General features: G+C 40.6%; 16 protein-coding genes. 7 read left to right on the forward strand and 9 right to left on the reverse strand.

All coding sequences use genetic code 11. The features are described 5' to 3' along the window. Nucleotides 1-222: 222 nt before the first annotated feature. Genes F8N35_RS01220 through F8N35_RS01230 form a run of 3 tightly spaced genes read left to right on the forward strand, consistent with a single transcriptional unit; the run spans nucleotide 223 to nucleotide 2,928 of the window. Nucleotides 223-1,482 (forward strand): gliding motility-associated C-terminal domain-containing protein, encoded by a 1,260-nt coding sequence (locus tag F8N35_RS01220; protein ID WP_293049532.1) that lies wholly within the window; start codon nucleotides 223-225, stop codon nucleotides 1,480-1,482. Nucleotides 1,483-1,492: 10 nt separating this feature from the next. Further along, nucleotides 1,493-1,861 carry a DMT family protein gene (locus F8N35_RS01225; RefSeq protein WP_293049533.1) on the forward strand — a complete coding sequence of 123 codons (369 nt, stop codon included), beginning with the start codon at nucleotides 1,493-1,495 and terminating at the stop codon, nucleotides 1,859-1,861. A gap of 14 nt (nucleotides 1,862-1,875) precedes the next feature. Further along, on the forward strand, nucleotides 1,876-2,928 hold the full coding sequence (locus F8N35_RS01230; RefSeq protein WP_293049534.1) for a TerC family protein: 1,053 nt from the start codon (nucleotides 1,876-1,878) through the stop codon (nucleotides 2,926-2,928). A 60-nt stretch (nucleotides 2,929-2,988) separates the two neighbouring features. Here the strand turns inward: F8N35_RS01230 and F8N35_RS01235 are convergent, their stop codons facing one another. From F8N35_RS01235 to F8N35_RS01275, 9 genes are all read right to left on the reverse strand, one after another. Continuing rightward, nucleotides 2,989-4,242, reverse strand: coding sequence for a cellulase family glycosylhydrolase (locus F8N35_RS01235; protein WP_293049535.1), 1,254 nt, complete (start codon nucleotides 4,240-4,242; stop codon nucleotides 2,989-2,991). Nucleotides 4,243-4,437: 195 nt separating this feature from the next. Continuing rightward, the gene (locus tag F8N35_RS01240; protein WP_293049536.1) at nucleotides 4,438-6,801 is read right to left on the reverse strand and encodes a glycoside hydrolase family 3 N-terminal domain-containing protein; all 2,364 of its coding nucleotides are present in this window, start codon (nucleotides 6,799-6,801) and stop codon (nucleotides 4,438-4,440) included. 1 nt (nucleotide 6,802) lies between these two features. Beyond that, complete coding sequence (locus F8N35_RS01245; protein ID WP_293049537.1) at nucleotides 6,803-8,428, reverse strand: carboxylesterase family protein; 1,626 nt, start codon at nucleotides 8,426-8,428, stop codon at nucleotides 6,803-6,805. Nucleotides 8,429-8,492: 64 nt separating this feature from the next. Further along, nucleotides 8,493-9,560 (reverse strand): family 16 glycosylhydrolase, encoded by a 1,068-nt coding sequence (locus F8N35_RS01250; protein ID WP_293049538.1) that lies wholly within the window; start codon nucleotides 9,558-9,560, stop codon nucleotides 8,493-8,495. Between the two features lie 184 nt (nucleotides 9,561-9,744). Beyond that, nucleotides 9,745-11,199: a glycoside hydrolase family 30 protein gene (locus tag F8N35_RS01255; RefSeq protein ID WP_293049539.1), complete on the reverse strand. Its 1,455-nt coding sequence runs from the start codon at nucleotides 11,197-11,199 to the stop codon at nucleotides 9,745-9,747. A gap of 44 nt (nucleotides 11,200-11,243) precedes the next feature. Then, nucleotides 11,244-12,704 (reverse strand): glycoside hydrolase family 30 beta sandwich domain-containing protein, encoded by a 1,461-nt coding sequence (locus tag F8N35_RS01260; RefSeq protein WP_293049540.1) that lies wholly within the window; start codon nucleotides 12,702-12,704, stop codon nucleotides 11,244-11,246. A 227-nt stretch (nucleotides 12,705-12,931) separates the two neighbouring features. Beyond that, on the reverse strand, nucleotides 12,932-13,831 hold the full coding sequence (locus F8N35_RS01265) for a hypothetical protein (protein WP_293049541.1): 900 nt from the start codon (nucleotides 13,829-13,831) through the stop codon (nucleotides 12,932-12,934). An 18-nt stretch (nucleotides 13,832-13,849) separates the two neighbouring features. Further along, complete coding sequence (locus F8N35_RS01270; protein ID WP_293049542.1) at nucleotides 13,850-15,370, reverse strand: RagB/SusD family nutrient uptake outer membrane protein; 1,521 nt, start codon at nucleotides 15,368-15,370, stop codon at nucleotides 13,850-13,852. Nucleotides 15,371-15,389: 19 nt separating this feature from the next. After that, nucleotides 15,390-18,536, reverse strand: a complete 3,147-nt coding sequence (locus F8N35_RS01275; RefSeq protein ID WP_293049543.1) for a TonB-dependent receptor — start codon at nucleotides 18,534-18,536, stop codon at nucleotides 15,390-15,392. A gap of 590 nt (nucleotides 18,537-19,126) precedes the next feature. Between F8N35_RS01275 and F8N35_RS01280 the strand changes: the two genes are divergently transcribed. The 4 genes from F8N35_RS01280 (at nucleotide 19,127) to F8N35_RS01290 (ending at nucleotide 25,041) form a co-directional block, all read left to right on the forward strand. Next, nucleotides 19,127-21,982 (forward strand): triple tyrosine motif-containing protein, encoded by a 2,856-nt coding sequence (locus F8N35_RS01280; RefSeq protein ID WP_293049544.1) that lies wholly within the window; start codon nucleotides 19,127-19,129, stop codon nucleotides 21,980-21,982. 217 nt (nucleotides 21,983-22,199) lie between these two features. Continuing rightward, the gene (locus F8N35_RS01285; protein WP_293049545.1) at nucleotides 22,200-23,810 is read left to right on the forward strand and encodes a tetratricopeptide repeat protein; all 1,611 of its coding nucleotides are present in this window, start codon (nucleotides 22,200-22,202) and stop codon (nucleotides 23,808-23,810) included. Nucleotides 23,811-24,061: 251 nt separating this feature from the next. Further along, the gene (locus tag F8N35_RS14550) at nucleotides 24,062-24,418 is read left to right on the forward strand and encodes a DUF3244 domain-containing protein (RefSeq protein WP_363928355.1); all 357 of its coding nucleotides are present in this window, start codon (nucleotides 24,062-24,064) and stop codon (nucleotides 24,416-24,418) included. 449 nt (nucleotides 24,419-24,867) lie between these two features. Beyond that, nucleotides 24,868-25,041 (forward strand): hypothetical protein, encoded by a 174-nt coding sequence (locus F8N35_RS01290; RefSeq protein ID WP_293049546.1) that lies wholly within the window; start codon nucleotides 24,868-24,870, stop codon nucleotides 25,039-25,041. The last annotated feature ends 33 nt before the right edge of the window (nucleotides 25,042-25,074 follow it).

Raw genomic sequence — 25,074 nt, forward strand, 5'->3', positions numbered from 1 at the left:
TGTTGAACGCCGAATTTGAATGCTAATCAGGTCATTCCTTCAGGGAAAATGTAATATTATTCATCCCGGTTCGTTTACAAGAGTAATAAAATTTGAATTTTGTCAACATGTAAATTAAATAGTAATTTTGCATGTTGTAATTGCCTTTTTATCAATTTGCTTTTTCTAATCAGATAAAGTTCGAATGAGTGATTTAAGCCGATTTTTACTTAATAGCGACGTATGATAAAAAAGATTGCCCTTAGTATGCTGCTGTGTTTTATCACAACAAGTGTGTTTTCTCAGTTCATTTCATCCGGTTCAGGTCGTTCAATACAGCTGACTGGTAGTGCTGTGAAAAATATTGATGCAGTTTTTCTGTTCAACGGGATTACCGCGGATAATCAAATTCAGTTCGCCGGATCAGCTCCGAGCTATCTTTGGAAAAAATATGACGGCTCATTTGTAAGTAATTCGTCTGCCATTTCGGTGGAAGACGGAACGGGCTATGTGTTAACTGCAAATGGTGTTCAATATTATATCTGGGTGATTGACTATCAAAAATATTTGACATCGTTAACTGCTCTCACTGTTTCAGAAAGTATTGATAAATGCAGTAATATCTCATTAAATTTTTCCGGAAAAATACCTGATTTGGTGTATTACGACAAAAATAGCACCAAGCAACTTCTCAGCCGTCAGTTTACAGTATCTTATCCCGATCAGGAATATGCTTCGGGTCAGTGGTCCGCGACTACCAGAAGCCTGATCGAGACATATCCGTTCACAACCATTGTGTTGAATGCACCATATAAGGATACATCTTTTACCCTTTCGGGAGATCAGTATGCAACGTTATTTGGGATCGCATCCACTGTAACTTCTGATATTTACAAGGCAATCCGGGTGGAATGTCATCCCACCGGCAGTATTGTTGAGAGAGATGCAGCCAATGAGTCGGGACGAAAAACCGGGACGCTCGAAGGGTCGGGGCCATTAAATGTTTCATTCAAGAGTAATGCCAACCTTCCGGTGACGCAGTTTTATGAATGGAGGATTTGCAATCTTGCTAATACAAGCAATTATTTGAGGTACACTGATGCAGATCTTCGTTATGTCTTCAGTGAAACAGGAGACTATAAGGTAACTCTGATCGTAACCAACAGTTCAGGTTCTTGTTCGCACTCTGATTCGTTGACAGTGAAAGTTAGTTCCTCTTTTATCAATGTGCCCAACGTGTTTACACCCAATGGAGACGGCCAAAATGATCAGTTTCGTGTGTCTTACCGATCGATAGCTGACTATAAGATATTGCTTTACTCATCCTGGGCGGGACGCGTATACACGTCGACAGATCCGGCTCAGGGCTGGGATGGCAGAGTGGGAGGGAAGTTGGCTCCTCCGGGTGTTTATTATTACCTTATTTCAGCAACAGGTACGGATGGTAAAAAGTTTAAACTGAAGGGAAATGTAAATCTCCTCAGAGGTAAAAATGTGAAATAATAGTTTCTTGATGTATAATAGTTTGACAACCATTGGTTTGCTTGTTGTTGCCAATGTATTTATGACGATTGCATGGTATGGCCATCTTCGTATGCGCGATTTTTCCTGGTTTAGTTCCCTGCCTTTATTTGCCATTATTCTGATTAGTTGGGGCATCGCTTTCTTTGAGTACTGTCTGCAGGTTCCTGCCAACCGGATTGGTTTTCAGGGTAACGGTGGTGCATTTTCTTTGATGCAGCTAAAAGTGATTCAGGAAGTTATAACTCTCTCTGTTTTTATCGTATTCTCAGTTATTGTATTTAAAATTGATGTGTGCTGGAATCACATACTTGCCATGTTGCTAATGGTTGCTGCCGTGTATCTTGTCTTCAAAAAATAAATAGCTAATTTATAATGAACGGTCACGAATTTATCTTTTTCGGAGGATTCCTTTCTCTTATATTTGTCGTCTTAGCAATTGATTTGGGGTTGTTTAACCGGCACAGTCATGAGGTCTCCTTTAAAGAGGCAACTATTTGGACGATAGTTTGGACACTGTTGTCGTTCTGCATTTATCTCTTTATAGGAGCGTACGGAGATATGATTCACAGTGTCGATTCGTTTGCCCGGCTACAGGAACTCAATCAGCTCCATGGTCACGGATTGAATTTAAACCCGGCGTTGGATTTGGATACCAATCTGGGAATTTACAGAAAGGCGCTTTCGTTGGAATTTCTGACAGGTTATCTTATTGAATATGCTCTGTCAGTTGATAATATCTTTGTGATTATCATGATATTTATGAGCTTTAGTGTGCCGAAAGCGTATTATCACAGAGTTTTGTTTTGGGGCATTTTGGGTGCAATTGTCATGAGGTTTATCTTTATATTCCTGAGTGCAGCTCTGATCCAACGCTTCGAATGGGTGATGTGGATTTTTGGAGCGCTATTGGTGTTTACGGGAATTAAGATGTATGTCGATAAAGACAAAGAAGAAAAAATCAACGTGTCAAAGCATCCGATTGTGCGGTTTGCCTCTAAATACTTTGCAGTGCATCCTCATTTTGTCAAGGATAATTTCTTTACAAAAATAGATGGAAAACGGATGATTACACCGTTACTTTTGGTGGTTTTTGTTGTTGAATTTTCGGATGTTTTATTTGCAGTCGATTCGGTTCCGGCAATTTTCTCAATCACGAAAGATCCATACATTGTGTTTGCTTCTAATATTTGTGCAATTCTTGGGCTGAGATCCTTATTCTTTCTCATTTCCAATGTTATGAATCTTTTCCATTATCTGAAAATCGGATTGGCCGTCTTGCTTACCTTTATAGGTGTTAAAATGTTGTTGGGAAGTATTTTCCATGTTCACATAGAAACGGTTCCGTCTCTTCTGGCTGTGGTAGGTATTTTGGGAATAAGTATTTTGGCGTCTGTCATTTTTCCTCAGAAAGAAGAAAACGCATAAAGATAACAGAGGATGTCCTTTGCTAATTCAGGGCATCCTCAGTTACTTTTTGGAAGCGATTTAGGGCTGTTTGCCTAGTGCTTTAATATATCCGTCATTCTTTAAACAGTTTTCGAACTTAATATTTTCAAGTAGCTGTTTCAGAATTGCCCTTGTTTCTGTTGCTGACGGTTTTGCTTCTCTTATCTTCTCAAAACTACTCCGGTCTTTCTTTGTAAATTCTACAATTTTATCCCATCCCACCGGAGCTTTTACAGATACCATACAACTTGTTTTCTCAAGCTTTTTGTAGGGCCAGAAGTGCCATCCAATATTATTCGATTCGAGCAGTTTCCGATAAGCATTAACCCACGTATCTGTGTTTTCACCGGTTTCTCCCATGTAAATCGGTCGATTGGTTTTATTCCGAAAATCCACGAAATCCTGAACATTTGCCTGTAATGTATCGCACCAGTAACGATGGCAAGTGTACATCATTTGATCGTCAAATTTCCAGTCGTTGAATACCGTAAAATTTCCATCCCATTGTGCACCGCCTAAAATGACAATGTGGTTTTTGTCGACTTCACGAATTGAAGCCGTGGCCATCTTGTAACCAGGCTCTAAAAGCTTGTTAAGCTCATCTTTATTTGGGAAATATGGTGCGATGGGTTCGTTCAGTAGGTCATATCCAATTATTGCTGTTTCTTTGGCGTAGTGTTTGGCGATGCGTTTCCAAATGGAACAGAACAGCGCCTGGTCGTTGTTGTTTTCAAATAAATACGGATAACCATAGCTGTCGTCGATATTGTCTCCGGTTTGTCCGCCGGGAGCATCGTGCATGTCCAAAATCACCGACAAACCTTCGGCTTTACACCACCCGATTACACGGTCAATCAGCTCAAAGCCGCGATTCTCATTGTTGGCTCCCATGTAATCTTCTCTGGTGAAGAGTTTGTAGTGAAACGGCAGCCGGATGGAGTTCATGCCCGTCTGGCGAATATAATGAATGTCGGCTTTTGTGATATAATTTTCCTGAAACTGTTGCCAGAAACGGTTCGTTTCATCGGCACCTACCAGTTCTTTAAGCGCTTGATCAATCAGACGAAAAGAGCTTACGTTATTAAATAGAAACATATACCCTTCAGGATTCACCCAGTTGCCAAGATTGATACCCTGAATGAGGAAAGGTTTGCCGTTGGGAGCCTTCAACTGTTGTCCGTCGACTCTGAAAAATCTGGAATTGCTCTGTTTTTGCGTCGTTGCCATAACCAAAATGCAGCAAGAAAACAGGGTAAAGAATAGGACGAAACGGAATAAATTACTTTTGGACATGATTCCTTAAATTTGATGATATTGAAAAAATGTAATTGTTACGTGTGAATTATAAAGGCACAAAACGAGCTGTACAAGCCGGTAAAACTGTCTTGCAATAGATCTTTTGCCGAATGCCCGGCTCCTCTGAAAGGAGACCGGACAATACAGCAAAAAGTTTGAAAAATGATAGGAATATTCTCTTTAGATGATCCTCTATTTTTGAGGCTTTAGTTCATTGAAAATACGTGAAGGAGCCAGCGCTTTGTGGGCTTTTTCTGCTACTATCTCCGTTGGCAGTGAAAATGTAGCTGTTTGACGGAAGTCTCTGGACGAAGCTCCGATCTTGACGGCGTAAGTTCCGGCATCAGCTATCCAGGAAGAAGCTGCCGTATTGAACGAGGCAAGATCGCGTGGAGAAATAGTAAACGTAATTTGTTGTGTTTCTCCCGGTTTTAGCATAGATGTTTTGGTGAAGCTCTTCAGCTCTTCATTAGGTTTGTCGAGTGATGAAGAGGGTGCGCTCAGGTATAATTGTACCACTTCGCGACCAGCTACATTGCCGGTGTTTTTGATCGTGACGGTGGCTGTAATGGAATTGTTGAATGTATTGCTGCTGAGCGTGAGGTAGCTGTAACTAAATGTGGTATATGATAATCCGTAGCCGAATTCGTACGCAACAGGTACTTTGAAGGTGTTGTAGTAGCGATACCCGACGTAAATTCCGTCATCGTAAGTGGATTCAGCTGGTTTTGCCGATAGAAAATCACTTACGGCTGCTTTCGGATGTGGATTGGGTAATTCAATGCCCGGGAAACTTTTAGCAGAGGGGACATCCTTGTATAACATAGGAAAGGTTGATGTCAGTTTACCCGACGGGTTTACTTTGCCACTCAAAACATCAGCAATAGAGTTGCCGGCTTCCTGACCCGGTTGCCATGCCAGTAAGATCGCATCGGCTAAGTTTCTCCAACTGGCAACTTCAATGACACCACCAATGTTGAGAACAACAATCACCTTTTTGCCTTTGGCATGGAATGCTGCCGATATTTCGGTCAAAAGGCTCATTTCTTTCTTTGTCAGGTTAAAATCACCATCAACTTTTCGGTCGATGCCTTCACCCGAGTTACGACCGATGGTTATCAATGCAATGTCGTTTTCTGCAGCTAAAACAGATGCTTTAGCCTGATTAACGGGCATTTCATCAATGTGTGTTATGTGCCCGAACATCATGTCATTTGCACTCAATTTGGGTAACTTTGCTTTTTCGGCCTTGAGATAGTTCAGATAATTCTCTTTTAACGACGGACTAATTTTATAGCCAGCGTTGTCAAGCCCCTGTAACAGGTCCACACTATAAGCTGCATTTACATTTCCGCTACCGGTTCCTCCTTTGATAATGGCGTAAGAAGTGTTTCCTAATAGTGCTATTTTTTTGATAGAACCGGCAATTGGCAATGTCTCTTTCTCATTCTTGAGTAATACCATACCGTCGGTTGCGGCTTGGCGTGTGACCAATGCATGAGCGTTCAGATCCGGATGGTTTGAGAACTTGTAATTTTGGAAATGCGGGGATAGTAGCATGACGTTCAGTATGCGTTCACAATTTCGATCCAGCTCCTGCATCGATAATTTGCCTGCTTTTACAGCTTCGATAATAGCCGTTGATTGTTTTGGCATACCTGGCATAATCATGTCGTTACCGGCTTTCATCTGTGCTACAGGATCTAAGCCTCCAAACCAGTCTGTCATTACAAATCCCTTGAATCCCCATTCGTCACGCAGAATAGTAGTGAGCAGGTCGTATCGTTCGGAGGTGTAAGTGCCGTTGATTAAATTGTAGGAAGACATTACTGTCCATGGTTGCGATTTTTGTACCGCAATTCTGAATCCTTCGAGGTAGATTTCACGTATTGCACGTTCACTCATGAGGTTATTCACGGTGTTACGGTTGGTCTCCTGATTGTTCGCGGCAAAATGCTTGATGGAGGTTCCCACACCTTGCGATTGCACTCCATTTACCATTGCAGCGGCGATATTTCCGGCCACTACAGGATCTTCGGAGTAATATTCAAAATTGCGACCGCACAATGGATTACGGTGTATATTGAGTGCCGGGGCTAGCAAAATATCCGCGCCGTACTCGTGTACCTCGTTGCCCATAGCCATGCCGACACGTTTAACTAAATCAATGTCCCAAGAAGAGGCCAGAACAGTTGCCACCGGAAATGCTGTGCAGTAATAAGTGGCTTTGTCATTCTTGCGTTTAGGCTCAATGCGCAGTCCGGCAGGTCCGTCAGCCAGTACCATCGGGGTGATACCATATTTAGGGAATGAGGCTGAGATCCCGGCCGCCCCTGGTACTAGTTGATCCGTATAGCCGACAACAGGTGCTATTTGCTTCGCAGAGGGATCCATTTGCATTCCTTTGCCCACAACCAGAGAGGCTTTTTCTTCTAAGGTCATAGCTGAGACTACTTTCTTTACATCAAAGATCTGTTGAGCTTTAGTTAAAGGGGCTATGCCAATGGATAGCACGGCCACAGATGTTGCAATAAGCGCATTTTTTAAGGTTGTCATGTTATTGTTTTTTGGTCGTTAGATTCATTATGCATTCGTCGTGATGGTTTTTTACTACGCATTTGTTATCGAAATACATTAAAGCGCCGTTTTCAACGGAATAAACCGGCCATTCGGGCAACCCTTTGTGATTGGGATTTCCTGTTCGCGCAAAATTGATCCATGCCTGACTGATTTTATCGGCAAGCTCATAGGCAGCTTTCCCTCCGCCAGTCATTTCTTCGCAGCGGCTAATGTTGTTGAATACGAATGGAAGCTCGAAACAGTGCATGGCTTTATAATCTCCATCCATCACAGGCGATTGCCATCCGAAAAGGTACATGTAAACAGGAGCCGACCCTGTAGTTGATTTTAATGCGGCTTCAGATAACACTCCGGCTCTGAACCGAAGGTCAATGTCGATGAGGTCAGACGGACGAGTGTCTCCCGGATAAGCTTGTTTTACTGCGTCAATGTAGGCTTCGGCTTTGTCCTTATAGACATTGTTGATATAAGATGTAATATCCGCAATATTGCCGTGTCGTAATTTGGGGTTACTCAACGAAAGAATAAACTCGTTTTTCGTCGATCCTATAAGTAGCGGAATGTCCTTCGAAATGGAGGTTGCCTTCGCATCGGAAGGCTGGTAGGGGAGGAAAGAGCCATCAAGCACAGGACTCCATCCGATGTTGATGCTGCCACTGATTTTTCCTTCGGATGCCAACTTCTGCTGAACTTTGGCAATTGCTTTTTTCGACGCGGCAATGAGTATATTATACGGTATTTTCTGAAGTGAATCGACTTGGGAAGGGATCAGTTTGAGCTCAGTTAGTAGTTCTGCGCTAATTTGTTTTGTGATGGCAGGGTCTCTGAAATTGGATACAACTCCACTTTGAGAAATGGCTTTGTGAAACAATCCCTTTGCAGATGGAGCATTCATCAGTGTAATAACCTTGCCGCCACCGCCCGATTGTCCGAAAATAGTAACGTTGTCCGGATTTCCTCCGAATTGAGAAATGTTGTTTTTAATCCATTGCAGTGCTGCTACAATATCCATCATGCCGACATTGGCGGATTGATGGTATTTTTCTCCGTAGGCTGAGAGGTCAAGAAATCCGAGAACATTCAGTCTGTGATTAATGGATACGAGAACAACATCGCCTTTTTTGCTCAGGTTTTCGCCATCATAGGAAGGTAATTCCTGCGATGAGCCTGCACTATAACCTCCTCCATGAAGCCACACCATCACCGGACGTTTTTTGGCATCATTTATACCCTGAGTCCAGATGTTCAAGCGCAGGCAATCTTCGTTTTGATAGCCCCAGTCATGATGAAAAATAAACTCGCTTTCATCGTTTACACTGTTCATCGTTTCAAGCGGACAAACCGGGCCGTAGGTCATGGAGCTGCGTATTCCATCCCAGTTTTTGACCCTGACAGGAGGCATAAAACGCTCAGCTTCGGCGTAAGGTATGCCTTTGAAGATAAAAGTGCTTTTGTGTATGAATCCTCTTACTTTGCCACAATCGGTCTGAACTACCGCTTTACTGGTGCCTGAAACGATTGCTGTCTCATTAGTTCCGGTTTGTGAAAATGCCGGAGACAGGCCTGCAATCAAAATAGTGGTTAACAGCAGTGAGCGTTTCATGGAAATAGTATTAGAGATATTGTTGAGAGCGATCTAATTTCTCAGTTTACTTCATAAGCCCCTTTTATTTGTAGTTGTAAACCCTCACATAGTCAATCTGCATAGAACAAGGGAAGATGCTATCGTCTACTCCTTGTGCACCGCCCCAATCTCCTCCGATGGCGAGGTTGAGAATGAAGAAACAGGGTTTGTTGAAAGGCCAGTTGGAGGCATTTTTTACCGCCGGACTGTATGTGTAATAAGGATGGTCAGGATCGTCAATGTAATATTCAATTTTGGAAGGAGTCCAGGTCATCCCGTAAGTGTGGAAAGCCGACTCGCAATCAGTCAGTTTGTAATCGGCATTATTCACCGTATTGCCATAGCTGGATGGTGTATGGATGGATCCTTTGACCCACAGAGGGTTGTAGCCTACATGTTCCATTATATCGAGCTCACCGCAGGCAGGCCATCCTGCCGTGGCTATATTGGCACCTAACATCCATGTGGCAGGCCAGGTTCCTCTTCCCGCGGGTAGTTTTGCCCTGATTTCCATACGCCCGTACAGGAATGTTCTTAAACCGTTAGAATTGATGCGACCTGAAGTGTAATCTCCTTTTTTCTGTCCGGTTCCCACTTTTTTGGCTGTTATGGTAAGGATACCGTCTTTTATCGTCAGGTTATCTCCGTTGGTGTATTTCTGCCATTCGTTGTTGACGTCGATATTGGTCTCGTTGACCCAGTTCGATGTGTTGAGTGTTGTGCCGTCAAATTCGTCACTCCAGATCAGTTTATGAGGAACGTAGGCGGGATCGTCGGCAGCAATAACAACATCTTTTGTTGACAACGCTGCTGTTCCAAGAACATCCAATGCTGTAAACTTGACTGTGTATGTGCCCTTTTGAGGAAAATAGTGAGTAACAACAGTGTCGCTTTGTAATGTTTCCCCGTCACCAAAATCCCAGCTTATAGAACTAAAAACTCCTTTCGTTTTTGCCCTGAAAACTATATAGTTTACACTGTCGGTTTTGTTTACTGACGCGTAAGTAATGTCGGCACTAAAAGCATTTGGCGAATTCGGTACGGTTGGCTCTGATTTGCTACAAGATGAAAACAGAAAAATCGATAGCAAGATTACAATGAAAGATTTCATGATATTTGAAATTTTATAATCAAAGGACATAAAAGAGTCGGTAAAAGAGACAAATATAAAACATTCAAGATTAAAAACATCTTTGAAAGTTGGTAAGCCGACAAATTATTGATTAACCGTCGGCTTATACCAACTTAAAGAGAGCACAACACAATCATAAATTACCCGTAAATACCGTTTAGCATCATTTTATTACTATTGTGGAAATTGAGTGTGGTAAACATTTTACAGGGGAGGTGACTCCTTTTATCAGAAGATTATAGTTCATTGAGTTGTCGGTCGGATTCATAACTATTACGTCAATTATTCCATCCTGATTGCGGAATGCGGTTGCAAGGAGTTGATCACGAGTTGTTGAACAAGCAATGCGTTTTGCTCCGGGCTTTACAAATTTGGAAAAATGTCCCTGATAATAAAAAATGTTAGTGTAAGTTAGGGCTCCGGTGTTAGTGTCTGCATGAACTGGTGCGTAACAGAAATTTCCAGCATGATTGGGGCCTCCGGTTTGATCAAGCAAGATATTCCAGTCAATCCAACCTTCCGATCCGTTGTTGAAATCGATAATCATTGATTTGCCATAACGTTCACCCAGCCACCATTCATTTACTTTTGAAGCGTCATATTTTTCAATACAACCTTCGCTAAAAAAGATATGTTTTGATGGAAACGCCTCTTTTACTCTTTTGAGGTTTTCAAATTGCATGCCGCTTCCGCTCCAGGTTTCATACCAATGGTATCCAAATCCCCATACGTATTTGGCTGCCTCTGGATCGGACATGATTCCGCTTGCACGTTGATAAAAAAGATCACGATTATGATCCCATGCAATGAGTTTTTTACTGCCCAGTCCGGTCTTTACTAACGTCGGACCAAGATGATTTTTGATGAAATCACGCTCTTCGTCGGCGGTGAAAATGCAGGATTCCCAGGTTTGAATGGCCATAGGTTCGTTTTGAACAGAAATGCCCCATACCGGAATGCCTTTCGATTCATAAGTGCGGATAAATTTCACAAGATAATTTGCCCAGCTTTGTGCATATTCCGGAAGCAATTTGCCTCCATGAATTAAGCTGTTGTTGTCTTTCATCCATGCAGGGGGCGACCACGGACTGACAAACAACGGTAGTTTCCCGCCGCCAGTGGTAGTTGCTTTTTTGATGAGCGGAATTTTGTACTTTTCATCGTGAGAAACATTGAACGTTTTTAATTGCGTATCATGAGAGTCTACGTAAGAATAGCTATCGCTCGAAAAATCGCAACTTCCGATATTTGTACGGATCATAGAATATCCTATGCCATTTTTAGGATCGAAGAATGCCTTCAGAATTTCATTTTGCTTCTCCACGGGAAGTTTTGCAAATGTTTCTGCAGATGCATCGGTAATAGCTCCTCCGATTCCTATAACAGACTGGAACGCTTTTGTTGGATCAACAAATACCCATATTTCTTTCTCGACGGGTTGTTGTGCTTTATGAAACTGTAAATTTTCTGTTTGGCTAATGCGCAGGGCTGTGTTTTCGGCAGTGGTATACACTGTAGATTTCCATTCTTTTTCAACTTTTTTCTGCGCGAATGTAATTGCAGTGCCAGAATACAGAGAAAGTACTACAAGAGTTATGCTTAACAAAAATTTCTGCATTTTATTAGAGTGGTTTTAGTTAGATGTAAAGTTGCGTTATTTGCTTATTTCCAAACGAATGTACCTACCCCTCCTGCCGCCAATGTGGGCGATACGGTTTTGTTTTTGAAACTGATATTGAATACCGATGGAACTGATTTTGTATTAAGTACTATAAGAACTTTGTATCCGTCGGGGGTTTTAAAGGCTACATTCGGAAGGTCGCTTATTACACTGCTATTAATGCGGACAGATCCCGGTCGGATATATTTGGCAGCGTGGGCAATTACATAATAACTTACATTGCGACTTACGGTTGACCCGATGGTAAGCGCTCCCAAACAGGTGGTGCAGCCTCCTGATGTGTGAGGTCCTAAAGAAGGGTTTGATGCCAGGTTCCATTCAATTACATTTCGGCTCCAGTTTCTGGTAGCCCCAATTATGAGATTTTGAATATGCCACTGTAAGTCGCCATTGAATGTGCCTGTGGATGCAGTGTATTGCTCTGTGAAATAAAGGTTTTTGGTTGGGTGGGAGGTGTGAACGGTCGACATGGTTTCGATATTGCCGGCGTAAAGATGGAATGCAGATCCGTCAATATACGCAGCAGCTCCTGCATCGTCTAATACATTAATAGGATATTCGGGATGATCCAGATTGTGATCGTAAACGATGATTTTAGTAGATAGATTATTTGCCCGGAGTTGAGGGCCTAAATAATTCTTGATAAAGTTTGTTTGTTCGTCAGCCATCATCATCATGGCCGGATTGTTGTAGGCGTTCAGGGGCTCATTTTGCGGGGTAATAGCTTCAATTGGAATTCCCGCATTTTTCATTGCCAACAAATATTTTACAAAATAGCGAGCATACACATCATAGCAATCAGCTCGAAGACTCCCACCCACATAACTGTTGTTGGTTTTCATCCAGGTAGGGGCAGTCCATGGTGTAGCAATAATTTTGATATTCGGATTGAGAACTACTATTTTTTGCAGAACAGGAATCAGGTCGGTGTTTTCTCTGGCAATGGAAAACGATAGCAAATTGTCATCGCGTTGTCCAGAGGCAACTTCGTCGTAGGTAAAAGGTTCTGCGCTGAGATCAGAAGCTCCTATGCTGATGCGTAAATAACTGATACCAATGTGTGTGGAGTCTGTCAGAAACAATTCTTTCAATAATTCCGTTTTGGGTGTTTCGTCCAAACTGTTGAGTAGTGTTGCACTTCCGCCTGTGAGTGCAAATCCAAAACCATCAATGGTTTGATAAGTTTGTGTGGTGTCTACGGTAATGGTGCTAATGCCTTGGGCATCATTGCTAAAATTTAATGATGAATTTTGTTTCTGAAAAAGAACTGTTTTGTCAGAATTAGTAAGCCAGAATGCGACATCAGATTTTGTGCCTGTAGGCGTTGTCGTTGTTGTCGTAGTGCCGATCTCTTCTCCGGAACTTGTTTTGCAGCTCGTTAATAGCAAGATACTTATGGCTGACATTGCTAGGGTAGAAAGAGTGTGGTGGTGAAATTTCATAGCTGGCTTATTTCAAATTTTGCACTATGCATTGTTGCTTTCCGGGCAAAATTTTGGATTTTTGTAATTGTGATGGATATGGATAGAAGAAGACCTTCTATTTATTGAGTTTTTCAATTTGCCATTAAATAACCCGAAGAGAGGAGATGTGTGTCTCTCCGGGTTATTTTTGGGATGGAATTTAGTAGCTACAACATGTCGTGTTGTAGCTACTAAAAGTTATACGTTTACTTTTTAGGAGTGAATTCATATTTCCATGCAATGCTTCCATTATAACATGCCATAGACAGTTTGTTGTCCGTTAATGACAAGATTTTGAATTTAGGCGTGTTGTAAGTTTCAATGTTTGGAACATACCCTACAAGCGTGTTTGCCGGAAATGTCAAATACAAGTCTTTTCCTTCATATTTGAAAGCCCAGGTGGTGTTTTGTAGAGCCACTGTAGCTTGGTAGTCATTATTGTTATGAGGGTTAAATGCATTAAATGGATTAAAAGAACACCCAGCATTGACATAAATTGTACCTCCTACTCCCGGATCATACGTATAGGCTCCAGATAATCCACTGCCGGCATACCCAAATGTAAAAATGTCATCATACATGCCAACACCTGCTTTGCCGTTTGCACCGCAGCTCCACCATCCTGTCGGATTGGAAGCGTCGGGTCCACAGCCAAAGTGACCATCAACTGTAGAATTCCAAACCCATTGCTTAGTACTTGACCCAGTACTGCCACAGAGGTATTTGAACAGATTTTTATCAATAAAGTCTTTGGTCAAAGTGTAGGTAAGGGTAACCGAACCAGAGCTGATCCCATATTTATTGGCAACCTTTGCGGTTACAGTGTAAGTCCCTGCCGGGTGTACAATCTGGGACAGTCCGTTGATGGTAGAAACTACATTGGACGTGCCATCATTGTATGACCATATTGGATATACATCGGGAGCATTCAGATTAAAGGTGACATAATTAGAGTCTGACACAACATTAATGCTAAACATATTTTTATAATTGTCTATATTGGGAATCAGACTGCTATCTGCTCCTCCGTAATCTTTTTCGCTACAAGAGTTAATAAATATCGGTAGCAGAATAGCGAATAATATTTTTACTATTGTCTTATTCATGATTTGTTTTTTTAGGCATTAATAACTGTTTTGTTTTAAGGTTCCCTGAGCAGCATCTATTTCTGTTTGAGGAATAGGCAAATATTTTTTGTTTGTATTCCACCCTACAGTACGTGTAAGAGTAGAACCTGCAGTTAGTACACTGGCAGCCTTTCCGCTACGAACTAAGTCCCAGTAGCGTTTGCCTTCACCTACGAACTCTTTATGGCGCTCATCAAGAATGTTGTCAATGGAGACAGTAACTGATGGAAGACCTGCACGTGTACGAACCTTGTCTAAATAACCCTGAGCTTCAGAAGTAGAGCCACCTGTTTGCAACAGGAGTTCAGCAGCGTTCAATAATGTTTCTGCATAACGATACCAACGAACATTATTATTGTAATTCATATCGGCATCACCGGTATATCCTTTGTTTCCGTTTACGCGGGGAAGATATTTTCTGAGAAAATACCCGGTATCTTCATAGCGAGGAGAATAAGAAGCTCCGGTAGAAGCGGCGTATGAGGTAAAGTTGAGGACGCTGGCATCACGGCGTTTGTCGGCTGCATCAAACATCGTATAGGCTTTTGCACTTACAGGTTCAAATCCCCAACCGCCATTGTAGTCCGGGCTTCCGCTTAAACTGTTGATTCCAATTAATTTCGGATATACAGAACCTCCGGTTGCGATAGGGGAGCCCCATGAGCGAGAACCACTTGTAGAAGTATAGTTGATTTCAAAAATGGATTCTTTACCCCATTCACCGGTGCTTTCCCACATGGATGCAAAATCAGCTACCAAATCATATTTCCCCGAGCCGATAATATCCTTCATATATTTCAGAGCCGTTGCATAACGGTTTTTATCACTCTGATACATAACTACATCTGCGTAGAGCATTTCTGCCATAGCCTGAGTGACATGTCCTTCATTTCCGGATGCAGACTTCATTGGCAAACTATTGCTGTTTATGATACCTTCGAGCGTAGAGGCTATTTTTTCATAAACCGCATCATGTCCACTTTGTTCACAGATGTAGGGAGATGAAAGATTGGTCTCATAATAAGGAACATTCCCCCAATATTTCCAAAGTATTGTATAGTACCATTCACGCAATACGGTAGCTTCGGCAATATATTCTTTCTTTTCTGCATCGGTCATGTCGGTTGCATTGTTAATATATTGAAGAACAATGTTGCAACGGTTTACGCCGGAATAACTGATAGTCCAGGACTGGTTGCAAACAGACGTGGGTAGAGCGCTGAAATTGGCAATATTGTGCAGATAAAGACAGTCGGTTACGCCGCCACCGCCAGCCATCACGTCTTCACTCATAAGGTCCGAAACAAAGGGAAGGCTTTCGTAGCTGTAGAAATAGTCATACCATTTCAAAGGGTCGTATGAAGCAACCAGAGCTTCAGTCAGGTGTGTTTTAGAATTGTAGTAAGTTCCATCTGCTAATAATTTACTGGCAGACTCAACTGTCAGAAAATTTTCAGTACAGGAGCTCATCCCGAGAACCGCCAGAGCAATGCAACTTATAATTGTTAGTTTTTTCATAATTTCCATTGTTTTAAGATTAAAGGTTTACGTTTACTCCAAAAGTAAAGGTGCGTGCCTGAGGATAACAACCACGGTCAATGCCAATTGATGTACCACCTGATGTTCCAACTTCAGGATCGAAGCCTTCGTATTTGGTGAAAGTAAGCAGGTTTTCTGCTGCTACATAGAGGCGAAGACTATTGATTAATACTTTTCTTGTAATTGATTTTGGCAAAGTATAACCAATCTGGGCATTTTTCAAACGCATGTAAGAACCATTTTTCACAAAGAGATCTGAAGATTTCCAGTTGCCATTGGTATCAGTCCATGTAAAGCGAGGAATAGTGTTTGATGTGCCGGGGCCTGTCCATCTGCTCCACATGTAGGAGGGAAGGTTAACGTACTGAAGGTCTGTGCGGCGTGTAGCATCGTAGATATCATTGCCGATAGTTCCCTGAAATACCATGTTGAAGTCCAAATTGCCATACGTTACGCCAACGTTAAAGCCATATGTCCAATCTGGCATTCCTTTGCCAATTTTTGTACGATCGCTGTCGTCAATTTTACCATCACCATTATAGTCAACAAACCGAACGTCTCCCGGTTTAGCGTTAGGCTGAATCAATCCACCGCTTGCATTTTTATAGGCATTGACTTCTGCCATAGTTTGGAAAATACCTGCAGTTTTGTATCCGTAGAAGAAAGGATAGCAATAGCCGTTTTCTTCACGAGAAATGGTGCCCACATTGGCATAACTGTCCAAATTGTTATAGCCAGTTGAGTTTCCAAGGTTGGTCAGTTTATTGTGCAGGTAAGATGCATTGGCGCCTATACGGAAATTCAATTTGGATACTTTGAAGCGGTAGCTAGCTTCCAATTCAACCCCGTTGTTTGTCATTGAACCTACATTTCCTAATGGAGCAGCGTCTCCTGAATAAGCCGGAACAGGCATGGTGATCAGCATACCTTCGGTCTTTTTAGTGTAATAATCAGCTGTAAAAGTCAAAGTGTTTTTGAAGAAACCCAAATCAATACCGATGTCAGTTTGTTCAGATTGTTCCCATTTCAAATCAGGATTGGCAAGCCCTGTTGGTTTTACACCGTTCACCATAGTGGCAGATTCACCGGCACCGAATGCATAGTTGTTTCCTCCGCTTGTTAATGCTACATATTTGAAAGCGTCAATGTTAGAGTTCCCGTTTTTACCCCAAGAAGCTCTCAGTTTTGTGTTATATAGCCAGCTAGGCTTATTGTCGTTGATAAATTTTTCATTCGTAAGATTCCATCCTAAAGAAACTGAGGGGAATATTGCCCATCTGTTATTTGTTCCGAAGTTGGAAGATCCATCTTTACGAATGGTAAACTGTGCCATGTAACGTTCGTCATAGTTGTAACTTAAACGACCGAAATAAGAAGCTAAAGTTGATGGGCTGTAAGCACTTCCACTAACTAACTGGTTGCCATCAGATGCTAAGCCGGTGCAGAAGTCAATATTTGCTTTGGAAGGATCTTCTGAAGTCATCAGATAGCGTTGCCCCCACAAGTAACGGCCAGTAGTTTTTTTAGCAGATTGACCAACAACAATCCCTATGGTATGTTTGTCAAATTTCTTATCGTAAGAGAGGGTGTTTTCAAGCTGCCATACCCATGACCGGTTCATCTGGCTGTAAACATAGCTACGAGTATTGCTGGTTGATTTGCCAAGATAATAGGCAATGTTGTATCCGTTTGATTCCCAGAATGACAGATCGTTCCCGAAAGACGATTTGAATTTCAGATTATCCCATAAGGTCAGTTCGCCGGTAAAGTTTGCAACAATTTTATTGGATGATCCAATACCACCAGGTAAAGAAAGTTGCCCTATAGGGTTTGTGATTTCATTGAATGAGTCGCCGGCAATGTTTAAGAGGGTGCCGGTTCTGCTATCATATACAGGAGTGTTTGTTTTGGCTTTTACGGCTGCTATTTCAGCAGGAGTGTCGGCATAAGGGTCCATCAAAGGAGTCATTACCAAAGCACTACCCAGCGGGGAGCCATATTCGGAGTTGGTACTGATGCCAGTAGACTTCGTGTTTGCAAAAGATAAATTCTGAGTTATCACAAAACGATTGAGAAAACTACGGTCTTTTGTGTCTAACAATACTTGTTGCGAGTTAGAACGAATCGTATAACGTTTGTAGTTAGAACGATTGAAATTACCTCCTACGATACCATCTTCGGAGAAATAACCGAATGACAGAAAATAGTTTGTGCGGTCGTTTCCACCACTTATACTTACCTGATGTTGTACCTTCGGAGCATTTTTGTCAAATACTTCTTTTTGCCAGTCTGTGCCTGTTCCTAATGAATAAGGATCAGAATACAGAACAGATCCTCCGTTGTTTACAGATGCCTCATTCATCATGATGGCATATTGAGTGGCATTTAAAACAGAACGGTGTTTCCATGGATTTTGCATGCCATAAGAGAAGTCATACGTTACCTTAATGTTGCCTGTTTTACCGCTTTTGGTCGTTACCAAAATAACACCGTTGGCTGCACGAGCTCCGTAAATAGCTCCGGATGCAGCATCTTTTAAGACTTCAATGGATTGAATGTCATTAGGGTTGAGGTAGTCAATGCCTCCATCAATGGGCATTCCGTCTACAATGTAGAGAGGATCGGAGTTGTTGATAGTTCCAATACCCCGGATTCGAATTTGGGAGCCTGCACCCGGTTGTCCGGAAGCCGTTGTTACCGTTACTCCGGAAGTCATTCCCTTCAAAGCATCATCAATTCGAACCGGAGCTACCTTGCTAAGATCATCGGATGATACTTTTGAAATTGCTGCGGTTACAACACTTTTCTTTTGAACACCGTAACCAACAACTACAACTTCATCCATGGCTTTTGCGGATTCGTTCAGGATGATCTTGAAATTAGACTGATTTCCAATCGCTTTTTCAACGGTTTCGAAACCGACGTAGCTAAATACCAGAGATTTTTTTGATGCGTCTGGCACATTACTAATGATGAATTTGCCGTTAGTGTCCGTAGTGCTGCCTTTGGCCATGCCTTTCACCACTACTGCAACTCCGGGTAATGGCTCGTTCTTAGAGTCATAAACCACTCCCGAAATGTTTTGTGCCATTATTTTGCCCATACAGAACAAAATAATCAAAACAAAAATCACTCGTTTCTTCATAGGTTGAGATTTATGCTTCGTCCATATAAACGGACTAAGCGGGTTAAACTTGGATTTAATTACTATTTATTGATAAATGAACTACTTTTCTCTTGAGATAAACAATAATCAGTTCAATCTGCTGATAAAATTTAAGTTTGAACATAGAATTTTTCAAGTCTGGTTTTTTCGTGGGAAGAATGAATCAGAGAAACTTGGAGGTGTGGTTGTATTTTTTAAAAGAAGATAGATTGAAAAAATACAATAAGTATCTCTTGTGTTCTCATGGGTTCATTGACAACGATCACTTTTAACGGGAAAAACAACTTTTGAGGTTGCTTTTCCGTCATCCCGATTTGTTGTTAAATAAATTTTAGGACAAAAGTATGCTTCAAATTCCACTTTTGACAATTTTATTACCTCTACAAAAACTATATAGAGATAGAAAAACGCCTCTATTTTATCTCTACAATGATCGCATTAAATATTTAAAAATCAGAAATAAAAAAATAAAAAAATCTATATTTTGAGTTGTATCAAATTATATCATATCTTTGTTCTGTATCATTTTGGTCAAAAATGGCACTTTAACCTTATTATTCAAATGCTTTATGAAACAATGTGTTTATATCACAGTCTTTTGCATTTTTTTATTGTCAACCGTACACGCAGTTGCAGGCATTGAAAAGATAGAGAATGTTTGTGTCCCTAAAATTACCTATTTTGACAAAAATGTGTACAATGCCGCGAATCAAACATGGGCGATTGCTCAAAACAAGAAAGGGTACATGTATTTTGCAAATTCTGCCGGTTTACTGGAGTATGACGGAAGCCAATGGACTACTTACTATTTACCCTACAACACCTCCAACGTAAGAAGTGTTGCGATAACTGATGACCAGAGAATTTATACCGGACAGCGAAATGAGTTCGGGTATTGGACCGAAGATATTTCTACCCGTAAACTTAAGTATACGTCGCTAACCCAAGCATCGAACCTCCATTTTGCCGATGAAGAAATCTGGAAAATTGTGCCGTTTCACAATTCTGTTTATTTTCATAGCTTCAAGAATATTTATAAATACAACACCCAAACTAAATCAATTTCAATAATACCGGCTCCCAATCGGTTTCAGTTTCTTTTTTGTGTAAACGATCGCTTGTTTGCACAGGAAAAAGTACTTGGGCTGATGGAACTGAAAGATGACAGGCTTGTTGGTGTTACCGGTGGAGAAATCTTTACCGGAGATTGTGTGTATGGTATGGAAGCGTATTCTGCTAATTCTATTTTAATCGCAACGATTGACAAAGGTCTTTATATGATGGAAAACGGACGTATCTCCAAATGTAATTTTCCGTGCAACGAATTTCTTATAAAAAACCAGATATTCAGCATGATTTCTCTCCCCGGAGGGAAATTTGCCTTTGGAACCATTCTGAATGGCCTGCTTATTACAGATCACAATGGTAATATGTTGTCAACCATCAACAAGCCAAAAGGAATGCCCAATAATACCGTCTTGAGCATCTTTTCCGATCAGACAAACAACTTGTGGCTGGGTTTAGACAGGGGAATTGCACACATTCAGTTAAATAGTCCTATCCGTACTTTTCCTGATCCGAAGGGAGTTCTTGGGTCAGTGTATCAGGCGCAAGAGTTTAATGGGAGACTTTACTTCGCAACTAATCAGGGTTTATTTAGCTGTGCGGTTGCCGACCTTTCTTATCCGGAACGTGAATTACCTTTGACTCTTATGCCTAAATCTCAGGGACAGGTTTGGGCATTACAGGTAGTTGGGAATAAATTGTTATGTGCTCATAATAAGGGTATTTATGCCGTAGGTGGATCAAAGGGCGATTTTATTTATGCTAAGAGCGGGGCTTCTCACCTGTTGAAAATTGATGATAACACAGTTTTGTTTCTTACATACGACGGGCTTTGCGTTATGCATATAAATGGCAGCCGGTATACCTTCAAAGCGCAGGCCGTTTTTCCCTACGATGGATCAACTTTGGCGAAGGACAGGGATAATAATATCTATGTTGGAAGTGTTTCAGCCGGCTTTTGTAAGGTAAAGTTTGATTCAAAATTTGAAAATGTTGTGTCCAGTAGCAACCAGTTGACTGATATTGGCATTAATCATGCCACTACCAGAGGAATTTATTCTTATAATGGCAACGTATTTGCTCTTGATGCGGTAAGAGGTATTCTTAAGTACGACTATACGTTGAACAGATTTACTCCTGATCCACTTATCAATCATTTGATGCCGAAAAAGGCTAATATTCATCGTTTGCAATTGGATGCCGACCGGATGTGGTGCTATGCTGCCGATCAGTTCTTCTGTATAAAAGCGTACCTTACGCAAAAACCTACTCTCGAGAAACGGAATATGGAATCGCTCTACAAACAACTGATCAAAACATATGAAGACGTAGAGAAGATATCCGATGGATCTTATATGGTTTGTACGTCGAATAGTTTTGCCGTGATGAATGCAAACTATTCTCCCAAAACAAAGCAGAATATGGTTTATCTCCGCGATATCGGAACATTCACCAATGTATTGAAGCCTTTGTCTTTGCCTAATTCTCTCGATTATTACACAAGCCATGCTATAAAATTCCCGTATAAGCATAATACGATTTTTATACGGTTTACTCTGCCTGATTATGAAAATGAAGGAAACATACGGTATAGTTATCGCCTGAAGGGAAACTCGGAAAACTTTTCTATCTCATCATCAAGCAACATTGCAACGTTTACTAATTTGCCAGCCGGTGATTACGTTTTTCAGGTCAAGGCAACCATTGTTGGTACAAATGAAGTTTATTATTCGCAGGAACTCCGGATTACTATTTTGCCACCCTGGTACATGGGATGGATTGGCTTGTGTTTGTTTCTTTTGTTGGTTACCGGTCTTGCTATGCTCTATTATAAATATTTGCAAAGCCGATGGCAGAAAGAGCAAAAACGTATTGAAAACGAGCATGAAAAAGAGATGGCAAAAATGGAAAATAGGGTGTTGCAGGAACAGGTAAAGTCTCAAATCGATGAGCTTTCGCGTGTCACTAAATCAATGTTGCACAAGAATAAGCTCATGAGTAAACTGGATGCCGAAATTGCAAAACTTGTTTTGAATAGAACAATTCCATCTACGGAGTTGAGAGGTCTAAAGCATATTGTTGAAAAGAATAAAAATCCGGATGAAGAATGGAAAGTCTTTGAGATGAGCTTCAATAAGACGCACGATAACTATTTGGTCAAGCTGAGTACCCAGTTTCCTGGACTTACGACATCAGATTTGAAATTGGCAGCATATATACGGATGAATATCAGCTCGAAGGAAATAGCCGGCCTGATGAATATTTCTTCGAAGAGTATAGAAATGGCGCGGTACAGGCTAAGAAAGAAGCTGAATCTTTCACATGAACAAAACCTGACAGAGTTCTTGATGGGGTTGTAAATAAGTAAGTACACTCCGAAAAGCCTAATTCCAACACGAAGGCACCAAGCCACTGAGGATGTAGATCCCATTTTGCGGATGATCAATCTTATTTGTGTCTTGGAGTCTTTGTGTTGGAAATTTTTGTATTTGAATTCGATTTTAATCTACTAAGGGGAGCCTCAAATGCTGATATTTTTTATCTTTGCAAAAGCAATTATTAAATTGATATTTGTTAATGCGTCAATTATTATTCTTGGCTTTTGCATTCCTTTTGTTCACAGCCTGCCACCACACCACTCCGGAGCAGAAGGCATTGCTGTCTCATGCCGACAGTATCATATCTGTACACCCCGACCGTGCCCTACATCTGCTTAAAAAGGTAGGCAACTTTCACCACCTTGCCTCTTCCGACCGTGCCCTGTATGCATTACTAATAACACAAGCGTTGGATAAATGCGATAGCGTAGTGGCTTCAGATACACTGATACGAATTGCTACGGATTATTTTAATAGTAAGGAGCCAGTAAGAGCAGGATATGCCTGGTTTTATCGTGCCAGATGCGAGAATAATCAAGGTAACGTTCGGGGTAGGGCGACATCTCTTCTAAAAGCAGAAACCTATGCACTCCAAAGTAAAAATCATAAATTACTTGGATTTGTATATGGAGACGAAGCGAAGTTGTATCAAAAACAGAATCAACTTGATAGTGCGTTACATTGTTATAGGAAGGGCTATTACTATCTAAAAAAAGCTGGTGATTCTAGAAACAGTTCTGTGTGTTTGTTAGAACTAGGATACTCGTTGTATAGAAATCAGAAATATCACGAAGCTTTACAATATTATGCAAAGGCGATTAATGAGAATCCACATATGGAGTCTTTATTAAAGTCTTCATTTCGTAGACAACAATGTTTAGTTTATTATAAGCTTGCAAAATACGATAGTGCTCTCAGATACGCACGTCTCTCATTTGTTAGTTCAGATGTTTACGATTATGCGAAATATGTTAATATGGCTTTGATATTTAACAAACTAAACAATGCCGATTCTGCTATATTTTACTTACGAAAATGTGTTAATCCTCGCGATATGGCACCAAGTTTTTATAGAGTTTGGTTGGAAGTTAGCGCAAAAAACAAAAATTGCAATGGAGTCTGTTATTATACGGAAAAATTGATTAATGCAAAAGATTCTATATATAACCACTCTCTTTCAGAGAGCTTTGCAGGTCTTGAAAAAAAATATAAATACGAAGAAATTGCATCGCAGAATATATCTTTAACAATAAAAGATCAGGATAGCAAGATTGTAATCCTGTTTTTGTTATTGCTGCTTAGTTTAGGAGGCATAATATTTACGATTTTTCGAGATCAACAGAAAAAACATCTCTTGGCCCATCAACAATTATTGATGGAAAAAGAAAGGGCGTTGTTGCAAAGTGAGGAAGAAAAGATCATTATACTACAAAAACAACTTTCCAGACAACAAGGAGCCCTCAGTACGCTGAATATGCTTAGAAATAATTTAGCTAATCTTACAACAACCCAGAGAGGTGCTCAGAAAAAAGACAGTAGAGAAACTATTGATCAGATAGTAATTCATGTTATCGAAAATGTGGATTTACTTTATGATAATTTTTCCACACGATTAAAAGTCGCCTTCCCCGATTTGATAGAAAATGAAATTACGATTTGCTGTTTTTTATTAGCGGGGTTTGATAATGTTACTATTTACACTACTCTCAATTTTCAACCAGCCTCCTACAATGTAAAACGAACCAATTTGAGGAGAAAACTCAAATTGCAACACGGGACTAATTTAACCGATTTTCTCTCCAAATTCTGACAATATTTCCCCATTCTTTTAACTGTCATTTTTGTCCATTAGTATGCTAAAATGACATTTTGTGCTACATATTACAGATAGACAGTTTGATATGTAGATGTTAACTGTGTTTAAATTAGTATGTGTTTTTATATCAAAAATTCTTTTGAAGTAATTTAATCTCTGTAATTTCACTTCGCAATTAGCAGATCTGAAGACATCTCAATTCTTCGATATGACTTATTGATTTTTATCTTTAATATAAAAGTATCATGAGATTAAGAAAGTTCATTTTGCTGTGGGGTGTAATTGTCATTTGTGTTCCTGTTCAATTCATTAATGGGGAAAGTCCGGAAAACCCTAATCCACCTCTGAAATCCAAATCTATTTCGGCTTGTTCTGTTCAGTTGTCGACTGACAATGTTACCCTTTATTTTAACTTGAATTTAAGTACTGTTACAGTATCCGTTGAAGATATGACTGATAATCTGCTTTACGACACTTATATCACTACAATGTCCGGTTCTTCTCTCACAATAGATACCACAGGATGGGCGAGAGGTATCTATACACTAACGGTGACAAATGATATAGGAGTGATCTATCTAACAAATATAGATATCCCATAATTGGTTTATTTTTTTTGGTTAGTTGAGGTAGGGGCGGTATGATGCTGCCCTTGCTTCTAACCAAAGGCTTTTAAACAACAGCGACTACAACGCGACAAGAATTAGCTACGGATAAAAAAATGGGAGAGGACTAACATTCATTCGCGTTCTCAAATTTAATTAGCACATTTTCAAATTGACTAATTTTCAAATTAATATTTTGTCCTTGTGGTTTGCTCCCATAAGGCTACAAAAATGGCCTCCCGTGAGCGCCAAACCATAAAATCTTGCAAAATTTGAGGTTAAACTAACACAGAAAGGCCGCAACAAAAGTAGTAATTTTCCCCAATTATCCTTGTATTGTAGGACTTGGGCATGTCTGTTTCGTTAAATACGGGATGGTTGTGTTAAAAAAAGAGCGAATTCCGAAAAGCTTTACGAGTAGGAAAATGAATTTAAATTCCACAATAATGAAAAGAAACTTAGTTTTAAGTGAAAAGACAATGCTTCAAATAGAAAATATGAATATGCTTCGAGGAGGTCAAGAATGTGATGACTGTGAAGAAGACTATACAGCCGCAGTAGCATCTATTTGTGATAACTCTCCGAAGCCTAAACCGAAAGTGTCATATCCTTGTAAATAACAATAATACTTTATTTGTAGAGAAGAGGTACTT

The organism is Paludibacter sp., from assembly GCF_009712605.1.
Taxonomy (GTDB): Bacteria; Bacteroidota; Bacteroidia; order Bacteroidales; family Paludibacteraceae; genus Microbacter.